This window comes from Streptomyces sp. NPDC059852 (genome assembly GCF_042731455.1).
Taxonomy (GTDB): domain Bacteria; phylum Actinomycetota; class Actinomycetes; order Streptomycetales; family Streptomycetaceae; genus Streptomyces.
In genome coordinates, this window is record NZ_JBHWJK010000020.1 from 18558 (window position 1) to 31528 (window position 12971).

Annotated in this window: 8 protein-coding genes; 7 read left to right on the forward strand and 1 reads right to left on the reverse strand. The window is 71.2% G+C overall.

Annotated features, from left to right (window positions below; genetic code table 11):
* Positions 1 to 47 precede the first annotated feature (47 nt).
* The 7 genes from ACFV46_RS23955 to ACFV46_RS23985 all read left to right on the forward strand — a co-directional run bounded on the left by ACFV46_RS23955 (position 48) and on the right by ACFV46_RS23985 (position 12366).
* The gene (locus ACFV46_RS23955; RefSeq protein WP_385499582.1) at positions 48 to 1289 is read left to right on the forward strand and encodes an aminotransferase class V-fold PLP-dependent enzyme; all 1242 of its coding nucleotides are present in this window, start codon (positions 48 to 50) and stop codon (positions 1287 to 1289) included.
* Positions 1286 to 2587, forward strand: a complete 1302-nt coding sequence (locus ACFV46_RS23960; protein ID WP_376729933.1) for an ABC transporter substrate-binding protein — start codon at positions 1286 to 1288, stop codon at positions 2585 to 2587. Before ACFV46_RS23955 ends, ACFV46_RS23960 begins: the two co-directional genes overlap by 4 nt.
* A 2-nt stretch (positions 2588 to 2589) precedes the next feature.
* Positions 2590 to 3573, forward strand: coding sequence for a carbohydrate ABC transporter permease (locus ACFV46_RS23965; RefSeq protein ID WP_385499583.1), 984 nt, complete (start codon positions 2590 to 2592; stop codon positions 3571 to 3573).
* Positions 3570 to 4406, forward strand: a complete 837-nt coding sequence (locus ACFV46_RS23970; protein WP_385499585.1) for a carbohydrate ABC transporter permease — start codon at positions 3570 to 3572, stop codon at positions 4404 to 4406. Before ACFV46_RS23965 ends, ACFV46_RS23970 begins: the two co-directional genes overlap by 4 nt.
* A gap of 426 nt (positions 4407 to 4832) precedes the next feature.
* On the forward strand, positions 4833 to 9101 hold the full coding sequence (locus ACFV46_RS23975; protein WP_361934299.1) for a HAMP domain-containing protein: 4269 nt from the start codon (positions 4833 to 4835) through the stop codon (positions 9099 to 9101).
* 76 nt (positions 9102 to 9177) lie between these two features.
* On the forward strand, positions 9178 to 11658 hold the full coding sequence (locus tag ACFV46_RS23980) for a SpoIIE family protein phosphatase (RefSeq protein ID WP_385499586.1): 2481 nt from the start codon (positions 9178 to 9180) through the stop codon (positions 11656 to 11658).
* Between the two features lie 150 nt (positions 11659 to 11808).
* Positions 11809 to 12366, forward strand: coding sequence for a DNA starvation/stationary phase protection protein (locus ACFV46_RS23985; protein ID WP_361934296.1), 558 nt, complete (start codon positions 11809 to 11811; stop codon positions 12364 to 12366).
* 85 nt (positions 12367 to 12451) lie between these two features.
* On the opposite strand, the gene ACFV46_RS23990 is transcribed toward ACFV46_RS23985, so the two are convergent.
* Positions 12452 to 12967, reverse strand: coding sequence for a MarR family winged helix-turn-helix transcriptional regulator (locus ACFV46_RS23990; RefSeq protein WP_376729930.1), 516 nt, complete (start codon positions 12965 to 12967; stop codon positions 12452 to 12454).
* Between the last annotated feature and the right edge of the window lie 4 nt (positions 12968 to 12971).

The window sequence follows — 12971 nt, forward strand, 5'->3', positions numbered from 1 at the left end:
CGGACCCTGATGTTCCGCGGGACCGCCCTGCCCAGATGTGGAGACCTGTGAGCGAGACCGAGGTGACCACCGCACCACGCCCCCTGCTGCTGGCGGACGGCACGCCCGCCGGCCGGGCGTGGTCACTGGACCCCGACCTCAAGCACCTGAACCACGGCTCCTTCGGGGCCGTCCCGCTGGTGGCCCAGGAGCGCCAGGAACTGCTGCGCGTGGAGATGGAACGCTCCCCCGTGGTGTGGTTCCCGGCCCTTCCGGAGCGGCTCGCGGCCACCCGCGCCCGGCTCGCCGCCTTCCTGCGGGTCGACGCCGGGGACCTCGCCCTCGTGCCGAACGCCAGCGCCGGCGCGAGCGTCGTCTTCGCCGCCCTGACATTGCGCCCCGGCGGGGAGATCGTCGTCACCGACCACGGCTACGGGGCCGTGACGATGGGGGCCGAGCGGCTGGCCCGCCGCTTCGGCGGACGGGTGCGCACCGCCCATGTGCCGCTCGACGCGGACGAGGAGCAGGCGTACGAGGCCGTCACCGCCGAGTTCACCGACGCCACGCAGCTCGTGGTCGTCGACCAGATCACCTCGGCGACCGCGCGGCTGCTGCCGGTCGAGCGCATCGGCGCGGAGGCCCGCCGACGCGGCATCCCCGTCCTCGTGGACGGCGCCCACGCGCCCGGCCTTCTCGAGGCGCCGCTCGCCGGCGCGACGTACGACTTCTGGACCGGAAACCTGCACAAGTGGGGCTGTGCCCCGCGCGGCACCGCGGCCCTGGTGGCCCGGGGCCCGCTGCGCGAGGGGCTGTACCCCCTCATCGACTCCTGGGCGGCGGCCGAGCCCTTCCCGGACCGCTTCGACCAGCAGGGCACCATCGACGCCACCGCCTATCTGGCGGCGCCGGCGGCCCTGGACTTCGTGGAGCGCACCTGGGGCTGGGCCGCCGCACGCCGCTACATGGACGAACTGGCCGACTACGGCGCCGGGGTGATCGGCGCCGCGTTCGCCGGGACGGCCGGCGCGGACACCGCCGTCGACGTCGGCATGCCCGTCCCCGGCATGCGTCTGGTGCGGCTGCCGGACGGCCTCGCCGCCGACCGGCTCCAGGCCGACGCGCTGCGCGACCGGGTGGCCCGCGAGCTGGGCGTGGAGGCGGCCTTCACCAGCTTCGGCGGCGCCGGCTTCATGCGGCTGTCCGCTCACGTCTACAACACCGCGGCCGACTACGAGTGCTTCGCCGAGGAATGCGTCCCCGTCCTCGGCGCCTGGGCACGAGAGAACACAGGGAAGAGGTCAGCACGATGAGAAGAAGGACGGCGGTCCTCGCGCTCGGCAGCGCCACGGCGCTGCTCCTGACCGGCTGCTCCACGATGAGCCCGGACGCGAGCGGAACGGTCACGCTCAACATGGTCGAGAGCCTCACGAACCCGACCCGCACCGCGCTGCTCAAGGACCTCATAGCCGACTTCGAGCAGCAGAACCCCAAGATCAAGGTCAACCTGGTCTCCCCGCCCACCGAGCAGGCCGACCAGAAGCTCCAGCAGATGCTGCAGTCGGGCAGCGGCGTGGACGTCCTGGAGGTCCGCGACATCACCGTCGGACCCTGGTCGAACAACGGCTGGCTGTACGACATGAAGAAGGACCTCGACGGCTGGAAGGGCTGGGAGGCGATGACGGAGAACGCCGTCAACGCCGCCAAGGACGCCAAGGGCAGGACGTACTTCGTCCCGTACGGCTTCTACGGCCTGAGTCTCTTCTACCGCACCGACCTCATCGAGAAGGCGGGCTTCGACAAACCGCCGGCCACCTGGGAGGAGCTGCTGGAGCAGGCGAAGGCCATCCACGACCCGTCCGCGCGGCGCTACGGCTACGCCTTCCGCGGCGGCGCCAACGCCAACAGCAACGCGACCGCCGCCATCGAGGCGTACCTCGCGGACGACGTGGACCCGGCGAACGGCTTCAAGCTCAAGGACGGGCGCACGATCTTCGCCGCACCCGAGGCCGAGGACGCGATCGGGAACTACCTGAAGCTGTTCGAGCAGGCCTCCCCGAAGTCGTCCGTCTCGTGGGGCTATCCGGAGATGGTCGAGGCGTTCTCCAACGGCTCGACGGCGTTCCTCCTCCAGGACCCGGAGGTGATCGCCACGGTGTCGGAGTCGAAGTCGATCTCCAAGGACCAGTGGGGCACCGCGCCGCTGGTGTCGGGTCCCGGCGGCAAGACCGTGCAGCCGCTGGCCACCGCCGGCTGGGGTGTCGCCAAGGGCAGCGGCCACAAGGCCGAGGCCGTGAAGCTGGTGCAGTTCCTGTCCCAGGGCGAGGCGTCGACGTCGTTCACCAAGAAGAACAGCCTCGTGCCCATCCTCAAGTCCGCGACCAGCGACCCCTTCTACAAGTCCGGGCCCTGGGCCAGCTACGTCACGATGACCGAGCAGCCGGACAAGTACCTCGTCGTCACCCAGCCGCGCGGCGTCAGCTGGTGGGCCGAGTGGCAGCAGAAGGCGGACGCCGACGTGCAGAAGCTGGTCCTCGGCAAGACGTCGCCCAAGGAGCTGCTGGCGGGCTGGGACGCGTTCTGGACCGAGAAGTGGCAGCAGGAGCAGTAGACATGCCGGTCACGTCCACCACGCCGTCGAAGACCGCGGCGCCCGCCGAGGGGGCGGCCTCCCGCAAGGGAGGTCTCCCCCACGGGGGCCGCCGCAAGCGGGAGTTCACCACGCGGCGCGGCCTCGCCATCGCCGCCTACCTGGCGCCCGCCGCCCTGTTCGTGGCGGTCTTCACCTACTACCCCATGGTCGCGGGCGGCCAGATGGCCTTCCGCAACTGGAAGCTGACCGACCTCACCGACACCTCGTGGGTCGGGCTGAAGAACTTCGGCGACGTCTTCGCCGACCCCGCATGGGGCACCGTCCTCGGCAACACCGCGGTGTGGGTGGTCGGTTCGATCGTCCCGCAGCTGGTGATCGGGTTCGCGCTCGCGCTGTGGCTGCGCCGCCGCTTCGTCCTCCGCGGGCTGTACCAGGCGCTGATCTTCTTCCCCTGGGCGATCTCCGGGTTCCTCATCGGCATCCTGTTCCGCTGGATGTTCAACAGCGAGTTCGGCGTCGTGAACGACCTGCTGCAGAAGGCCGGTCTGATCGACGAGCCGATCGCCTGGCTGGCGGACCCGGACACGGCGATGGTCGCGGTGCTCGTCGCGAACGTCTGGTACGGCGTCACCTTCTTCGCGATCATGATCCTGGCCGCGCTCCAGTCGGTCCCCGACGAGCTGTACGAGGCGGCCGCGCTGGACGGCGCCGGCAAGGCGCGCACGCTGTTCCGGATCACCATTCCCTCCATCCGCACCACGCTGGCGCTGACCGTGCTGCTCCGGGTGATCTGGATCTTCAACTTCCCGGACCTGATCTTCGGCATGACCGGCGGCGGGCCGAACAACGAGACGCACATCGTGACCACCTGGATGATCAAGATCACTCAGCAGGGCGACTACGGCAGGGCCTCCGCGCTCGGCCTCCTCGTGGTGGCCGCGCTGCTCGTGTTCGCGGTGTTCTTCCTCATGGCCACGCGTGAGAAGAAGGGGGCGAGGCAGTGATCGGCAAGGAGTCCGCGGCCGGCCGGGCCGTCAAGTTCGTCTTTCTCGGTGGATGGCTGCTGTTCACCGTCTTCCCGCTCTACTGGATCGCCGTCACCTCGCTGAAGGCACCCGGGGACATCTTCCACTTCCCGCTGGCGTACTGGCCCGAGCACTTCTCGCTGGAGAACTACAGGGGTCTGTTCGGTACGGCCGACTTCGGGACGTACCTGACCAACAGCCTGGTCGTCTCCCTGGTGGCCGGGGCGACCGCGACGGCGATCTCCATGCTCTCGGCCTATGTGCTGGCCCGCTTCGAGTTCCGCACCAAGTCGGCGCTGCTGATGGCGGCGCTGGTGACCCAGATGATCCCGTCGTTCATCGCCCTGGGGCCGCTCTATCTGCTGATGACGGACCTGCGCCTGGTCGACAACCGCTTCGGGCTGATCCTCGTCTACATCGCGGTGTGCATCCCGTTCTGCACGGTGATGCTCCGGGGGTTCTTCGAGAACATCCCGGACGCCCTGGAGGAGGCCGCCATGATCGACGGCCTGTCGCGGTTCTCGGCGCTCTTCCGGGTGCTGCTGCCGGTGATGCGGCCGGGCATCGTCGCCGCGTTCATCTTCAACTTCGTCAACTGCTGGAACGAGCTCTTCCTGTCGGTGACGCTGATGAACAGCGACGCGAACAAGACGGTGCCGACGGCGCTGAACGGGTTCATCTCCAGCTTCAACATCGACTGGGGCTCGATGTCGGCGGCGGCCGTGCTCACGATCCTGCCCACCATGCTGCTGTTCGCCTTCGCCAGCCGCCACATCGTCCAGGGGCTGACGTCGGGCGCGGTCAAGGGCTGAGGCGGCCGCCGCCGATCCGGACACGGGAGGGCGCCCGCCGGCGGTGTGAGACATATCCCGCGGGTCACTCGGGCAGCCGGGAGGTTGGGACCACAGCCTCTTGGGTTTCCCGGGGCGGCCCGCCCGCCCCGGGAAACCGCATGGACCACCCACCGGGAACGCCGCGGACCCCTCCGCGGCAAAATCCTCCCGTGTACCGCGCCGAACGCTTTTCACACCTCTTCCCGGCCCTTGATCTCGGCCCGCCGGAACTGCGGGATCCGGCTTTTGTTGTCGCCCGGCAACTGAGTTAACCTTCACCGGATCTTTTCATCGGGCCGGCCACCGTGAACCGCGGAAACCGGCCGGTGACCAGGCCCTTCACCGGGCCGGCGCGGTTCCGAGTCCTCGGCGCGGGGGCTCTTGGGGAGCGGAACGAGGGTGCGCATGACGAGCAAGACGACCGAGGCCGTCGAGTCCGGCCCGGGTGAGCAGGAGCTGCGGCAGCTGCTGGCCGGTCTGACCGCCGTACGCGACGGCGACTTCGGCACCCGGCTGCCGTCCGACGGCGAGGGCCTGCTCGGCGACATCGCCAACGTGTTCAACGGCATGGTCGACCAGCTGTCCGTGTTCACCTCCGAGGTGACCCGGGTGGCCCGGGAGGTCGGCACCGAGGGCACCCTGGGCGGTCAGGCGGAGGTGCCGGGCGTCTCGGGCACCTGGGCGGATCTGACCGACTCCGTCAACGCCATGGCCGGCAACCTCACCACCCAGGTGCGTGACATCGCGCAGGTCGCCACGGCGGTCGCCAAGGGCGATCTCTCGCAGAAGGTCGACGTGCCCGCGCGGGGCGAGATCCTCCAGCTGAAGGAGACCGTCAACACGATGGTCGACCAGCTGTCCGCGTTCGCCGACGAGGTCACCCGCGTCGCCCGCGAGGTCGGCAGCGAGGGCCGGCTCGGCGGCCAGGCCCAGGTGCCCGGCGTCGGCGGCGTGTGGCGCGACCTGACCGACTCCGTCAACTTCATGGCGGGCAACCTGACGTCCCAGGTCCGCAACATCGCCCAGGTGACCACGGCGGTCGCGCAGGGCGACCTCTCCCAGAAGATCACCGTCGACGCGCGCGGCGAGATCCTCCAGCTGAAGAACACCATCAACACGATGGTCGACCAGCTCTCCGCCTTCGGTGACGAGGTCACCCGCGTCGCCCGCGAGGTCGGCACCGAGGGACGCCTCGGCGGCCAGGCGGACGTCAAGGGCGTCAAGGGCACCTGGCGGGACCTCACGGACTCCGTGAACTTCATGGCGGGCAACCTCACCGCGCAGGTCCGCAACGTCGCCCAGGTCGCCACGGCGGTCGCGCAGGGCGACCTCTCCCAGAAGATCACCGTCGACGCGCGCGGCGAGATCCTGGAGCTCAAGACCACCATCAACACGATGGTCGACCAGCTCTCCGCGTTCGCCGACGAGGTCACCCGCGTCGCCCGCGAGGTCGGCACCGAGGGCAACCTGGGCGGGCAGGCCATCGTCCGGGGGGTGTCGGGCACCTGGAAGGACCTCACCGACAACGTCAACGTGATGGCGTCCAACCTGACCGGCCAGGTCCGCTCGATCGCGAAGGTCGCCACGGCCGTCGCGCGCGGCGACCTGTCGCAGAAGATCACCGTCGAGGCCAAGGGCGAGGTCGCGGCCCTCGCGGACGTCATCAACACGATGGTCGACACGCTGTCCGCGTTCGCCGACGAGGTCACCCGCGTCGCCCGCGAGGTCGGCACCGAGGGACGCCTCGGCGGCCAGGCGCACGTGCCGAACGTGGCGGGCACCTGGAAGGACCTCACCGACAACGTCAACTCGATGGCGAACAACCTGACCGGTCAGGTACGCAACATCGCCCTGGTGACGACGGCGGTGGCCAACGGCGACCTGTCGAAGAAGATCGACGTCGACGCCCGCGGCGAGATCCTGGAACTCAAGACCACCATCAACACGATGGTCGACCAGCTGTCGTCGTTCGCCGCCGAGGTCACCCGCGTCGCCCGCGAGGTCGGCAGCGAGGGCCGGCTCGGCGGCCAGGCGGAGGTCGAGGGCGTCGAGGGCACCTGGAAGCGGCTGACGGAGAACGTCAACGAGCTGGCGGGGAACCTCACCCGCCAGGTCCGGGCCATCGCCGAGGTGGCCAGCGCGGTCGCCGAGGGCGACCTGACCCGCTCGATCACCGTGGAGGCGTCCGGCGAGGTCGCCGAGCTGAAGGACAACATCAACTCCATGGTGGGCTCGCTGCGGGAGACCACGCGCGCCAACCAGGAGCAGGACTGGCTCAAGACCAACCTGGCCCGGATCTCCGGCCTGATGCAGGGCCACCGGGACCTGCCGGTCGTCGCCGAGCTCATCATGGACGAGCTCGCCCCGCTGGTCTCCGCGCAGTACGGCGCCTTCTACGCGGCCGAGGACGGCGACCGCGGCCCGGAGCTGCGGCTCGTGGGGTCGTACGGCTACCCCGACGCCACCGACCGGCCGGAGCGCATCCGGGTGGGGCGCTCGCTGCTCGGGCAGGCGGCGCGCAACCGCCGTACCGTCAGCGTCGAGGAGCTGCCGGCGGACTACGTGACCATCTCCTCCGGCCTCGGGCACACGGTCCCGCGCGCCCTGGTGGTGCTGCCCATCGTGGTCGAGGACCAGGTCCTCGGGGTGATCGAGCTGGCCTCGGTCACCCGCTTCACCCAGATCCACCAGGACTTCCTGGCCCAGCTCATGCCGACCATCGGCGTCAACCTGAACACCATCGTCGCCAACGCGCGCACCGACGAGCTGCTGGAGGAGTCGCAGCGCCTGACGGCCGAACTCCAGGAGCGCTCCGAGGAGTTGCAGGTGCAGCAGGACGAACTCCAGCGCTCCAACGCGGAGCTGGAGGAGAAGGCGTCCCTGCTGGCCTCGCAGAACCGCGACATCGAGGCGAAGAACCTCCAGATCGAGCAGGCCCGGCAGGAGCTGGAGACCCGCGCGCAGGAGCTGGCGCTGGCCTCGAAGTACAAGTCGGAGTTCCTGGCGAACATGAGCCACGAGCTGCGCACCCCGCTCAACAGCCTGCTCATCCTGGCCCAGTTGCTGGCGCAGAACCCCTCGCGCAACCTCACGCCGAAGCAGGTGGAGTACGCGGGCATCATCCACTCCGCCGGGTCGGATCTGCTCCAGCTGATCAACGACATCCTCGATCTGTCGAAGGTCGAGGCGGGCAAGATGGACGTCACGCCGGAGCGGGTCCCGCTGCGCGAGCTGCTGGAGTACGTCGAGGCGACGTTCCGTCCGATGACGACGCAGAAGAGCCTGGAGTTCACCGTGGCGACCGCGCCGGGCACACCGGCCGATCTGCTCACGGACGGCTCCCGGCTGCGGCAGGTGCTGCGCAACCTGCTGTCCAACGCGGTGAAGTTCACCGAGCAGGGCGGTGTCGAGCTGCGGATCGAGCCGGCCTCGGACCGTGAGGTGCCGATGGGCGTCCTGCGGGGCGGCCCGATCGTGGCGTTCCGGGTCAAGGACACCGGCATCGGCATCCCCAAGCAGCAACTGGAGACGATCTTCGGGGCGTTCCAGCAGGCGGACGGCACCACGAGCCGCAAGTACGGCGGCACCGGCCTCGGTCTGTCCATCACCCGGGAGATCGCCCATCTGCTCGGTGGCGCGGTCACGGTGGAGTCCACCCCCGGCCAGGGCAGCACGTTCACCCTCTACCTCCCCGTCGCGCGGCCCGACTTCGAAGGCATGCTCGACGGAACGGCCCGGGCTCTGGACCAGCAGGACACGGCGGCCGAGCTGCCGCCCGCCGCGGCCTCGGAGACGTCGTCCGTGAAGGCGCCCGAGCAGCGCAGGCGCCGGCTGCTCGTCGTCGAGGGCCGCACCCGCGGCCTGCTCACCCTGGTCGCCGAGCGCGCCGTCGCGGACATCGCCCCGGACGCCGACGACCGGCTCGGCGCGATCGACATCATCACGGCCGTCGGGGCGCAGGAGGCGGCGAGCACCCTGGCCGCCGAGCCCTGCCACTGCGTCGTCCTCGAGCTCGGCATGGCCGACGAGGAGGGGGCGCGGCTGCTGCAGGCCATGGAGGGCGACTCGGCGCTGGCCAGCGTGCCGGTGCTGGTGCACACCGGTCACCACGTGGACCAGGCGCGGGAGCAGGCGCTGCGCTCCCGGGCCAGCGGCCGGCCGCTGGACTTCCTGTCCAGCCTGGACGAGCTGCGCGAGCGCATCACGCTGCACCTGTCCGCCGAGGAGCCGGGGGACGTGCTCCAGCTGGTGCGCCCCGAGGAGCCGCAGCACGCCATCACCCAGGTCGTCGACAGCGCCTTCGCGGGACGTACCGTGCTGGTGGTGGACGACGACGCCCGCAACCTGTTCGCGCTGAGCGGGGCGCTGGAGCTGCACGGCTTCCAGGTCCTGCACGCCGACAACGGCCGCCGGGGCATCGAGACGCTGCTCGCCCACCCGGACGTCTCGCTGGTCCTGATGGACGTGATGATGCCGGAGATGGACGGGTACACGGCCACGGCCGAGATCCGTGCGATGCCCCAGTACGCGGATCTGCCGATCATCGCCGTCACCGCCAAGGCGATGCCGGGCGACCAGGAGAAGAGCCTCGCGTCCGGGGCGAACGACTACGTCACCAAGCCCGTGGACACCAACGATCTCATCAGCCGCGTCCAGCGCTGGCTGTCGCCCTGACGGGGCGGCCGTACCGCCGCGCGCACCAGCCGACCGCCCGCGTCCCCGGACGTCCCCGCCGACGAACAGGTCCACCGTGAGCCATCCTCTTCAGCCGACCGAGCCGGAGTCCACCGGCGCTCCCGGCGCCGAGCCGCCGCCCGGCGCGGGAGACGGCACGCCGGCCGTCCCCGACGGCGACGACCTCGTGGAGGTCGAGGTGCCGGCCGGGGACGCCGACGTACAGCGCTCCCCCGTCGGCAGACTCGCGGCGACCGTGGAGCGGCTGCGCCGGGAGGTGCGGGAGGCGCACGCCGAGGCGGACGGGCGGGCCCTGATCGAGCTGGCCAAGGGCATCCTCGTGGAGCGGCTGGGCTGCGGTCCCGCGCAGGCGGCCCGCCAGCTCGCCGAGCTGACCGAACAGGCGGGCGTGTCCCCGCTGGCGTTCGCCGTCGAGGTCATCAACCAGGCGGCCCGGGACCGGGTCGCGGAGGTCACCAGCGCGTTCCTCGCCGGCACGGCCGGTGGCGCGGGGGACGCCGACGCGTCCTCCGCGGTGCGGCTGCGGGCCGCCGAGAGCGGTGCGCTGGCCGCCCACGACGCCCAGGCCGTGGCCGAGTCCCTGATGGAGCACGCCCTGCGGCCGATCGGCGCGGAGGCCGTGGCCATCTGGGCGCTGGGCTCCGACGGCTCGCTGACCCTGGCGGGCAGCGCCGGGTTCTCGGCGGCGGAGGCGGGGCGCTGGCGGTACGTCCCGCCGGGCGTGGCGACCGTGGCGCGGCGCGGGCTGGGTGAGCGTGCGGGGCACTGGATCGGCTGTCTGTCCGACACCCAGCTGCCCTCCATCGGCCAGCACCTCCATCCGGACGGCGGCCGGGCGGCCGTACCGGCGGGCACCGGCGGGCGGATCCACGGGGTGCTGGAGATCGTGTGGCCGGCGCCGATCGAGCCGCAGTCCCCGCAGATCGTCCGCCAGGTGGAGGCGCTGGCCGAGCTGTGCGCGCACACGCTGGAGACCTCGACGCCGCCCCGCGCGGGCGACGAGTGGCGTCCCGCGGTGCTGCCGGACGTGGCCGAGCTGATGGACCTGGCCGACGGCCTGCACGATCCGGCGCTGGTGCTGCTGCCGTACCTGGACGCGGACGGGGAGCTGGTCGACTTCCGCATCCACCATGTCAACAGCCGCTTCCTGGACCCGAGCGGGCGTCCCCGGAGCGTCGTCAGCGGTTCGCTGCTGCTGGAGGCGTATCCGATGGCGGCCGGGGAGAGCGAGCTGTTCGACCAGGTCGAGCGGGTCTACGCCACGGGTGAGCCGTTCCGGGCCCGGCGGATGCGGCTGACCGCGCTGGTGGACGAGGTGCCGCTGGCGGCGGTCGCGGACATCCACGCGAGCCGGCACGGCGGCTGCGTCCTGCTGATCTGGCGCATGGAGGACGAGACGGCACGGCTGGCGAGCCTCCTCCAGCACGCGCAGCGCCTCGGCCGGATCGGCGGCTTCGAGGAGAACCTGCTGACCGGTGAGATCACCTGGAACGGGCAGCTGTACGACCTGTACGGCAAGCCGCCGTCCGACGGCCCGATCCCGCTGGAGAACCTCCCGGCGCACGCCCACCCGGACGACGCGGTGCCCATCGGACGGTTCCTGCGCACGCTGCTGCACCACCGGCGGCCCGCCTCCACGGCGTTCCGGCTGCAGCGCCCGGACGGCGTGACCCGGCACATCCGTGTGGTGGCGGAGCCGGAGCTGGACACCGACGGCCGGCTGTTCGTCGTCCGGGGCGCCTACCAGGACATCTCGGCGCACCACTGGACGGAGGTGGCGCTGGCCGCGACGCGGGACCAGCTCGCCCACTCCGAGCAGCAGGCCAGCGAACGCAACCGGCTGGCCCTGCAGCTCCAGCACGCGATCATGCCGCCCACGCAGGCCCCGCTGGACGCCCCGGGTCTGCGGGTGGCGGTGCGCTACCGGCCGGCGGAGACCCAGCACCTGGTGGGCGGCGACTGGTACGACGCGGTCGTGCTGCCGTCGCGGCTGGTGCTGCTGTGTGTGGGGGACGTGGCCGGGCACGGCATAGACGCCGCGACCAGCATGGTGGTGCTGCGCAACGCCTTGCGGGGTCTCGCGGTGACGGGCGCCGGGCCCGCGCAGCTGCTGTCCTGGCTCAACATGGTCGTCCACCATCTGACCGGCGGGGTCACGGCGACGGCGGTGTGCGCCCTGTACGACCCGGAGCGGCACACGCTGCGCTGGGCCCGGGCCGGGCATCTGCCGCCGGTCCTGGTGCGCGGCACCGAGGCCAGCCCCCTGCCGCTGGTCAAGGGCCTGCTGCTGGGCGCCGTACCGGAGGCGACGTACGAGGAGGGCGAGGTCCAGCTGGCCGTCGACGACACCCTGCTGATGTACACGGACGGCCTGATCGAGCGGCGGGACCGGTCGGTGGAGGAGTCGCTGACGCAGCTGCTGGTGGCCGCGCGGACGGTGCCGCCCACCCTGGAGCAGCAGCTGGACCGGCTGCTCACGTACAGCAGGTCCGACACGGACGACGACACCTGCATCGTCGGGGTCCGCGTGGCCTGAGCGCCGTGGACCGGCCGGGGTGCCGCTCACCCGACCGGTCCACCGCCCGGTGGTCCGATCAGTGAATGAAACGCGTGTCACAGGTCTGCGAGAGCGAAAGCAGGGCACCTGAACTCCTACTTCACCCCTTTCGGAAGAGGAGTTGCGAACATGGCGAAGGACCTCACCCCCAAGTACACGGTGCCGGGCATCGAGCGCGAGGCGGCGGGGCGGCTCATCGACGTCCTGCGCCTGCGGCTGCACGCCCTCAACGACCTTCACCTCACCCTCAAGCACGTGCACTGGAACGTGGTGGGCCCGCACTTCATCGCCGTGCACCAGATGATCGACCCGCAGGTCGACCGGGTGCGCGACATGGCCGACGACACGGCGGAGCGCATCGCGGCGCTCGGCGGGGTCGCGCAGGGCACGCCGGGCTCCCTGGTCAAGGAGCGCACCTGGGACGACTACTCGATCGGCCGGGAGGACGCCCTTGCGCACCTCGGTGCCCTCGACCTCGTCTACACCGGTGTGATCGAGGACATCCGGGAGGCCATCAAGGTCGTCGGGGAGATCGACCCGGCCACGGAGGACCTGCTCATCGAGCACCTGCGGGACCTGGAGCAGTTCCAGTGGTTCGTCCGGGCCCACCTGGAGAACGCGGGCGGCACGCTGACCACGGCGCGGGCCGGCACGGAGACGGAGGCGGCGGAGGCCGCCAAGCGCTGACCTGTGAGGGCGGGCGCCCTGACCCCTGATCCCGTTCGGCGCAGAGCCCCGGTCGCGACACGCGCGGCCGGGGCTCTTCGTGTGCTCAGGTGCTCCGGGGTGCGTCGAGGCGGGACAGCCAGGTGGTCAGGAGCGTCTCCAGCGTGTCGGCCTCGGCGGGCGACAGCAGGTCCAGCAGGCGCCGTTCGTTGCGCATGTGGTCGGTGAACGCCCGGTCGATCAGTTCCCGCCCGGCGGCGGTGAGCGCCACGATCCTGCCCCGCTGGTCGTCGTCGGAGCGGCGGCGGGTGACGAGTCCCGCGCGCTCCAGCCGGTCGATCCGCTTCGTCATGGCGCCGGTGGTGACCATGGTGTGCGCGGCGAGTTCGCCCGGTGCCCGCTCGTAGGGCTCCCCGGCGCGGCGCAGTGCGCACAGCACGTCGAACTCGCCCTCGCCGAGCCCGTGGTGCCCGTAGACGAGGGCGAGTTCCTCGGTCAGGCGGTCGGCGAGGCGGTGCAGCCGGCCGATCACGCCCTGGGGGCGGATGTCCAGGTCGGGGCGTTCGCGGCGCCACTCCGCCTGGATGCGGGCCACACGGTCCGGAGATTCAGCGGGTTCCATCACC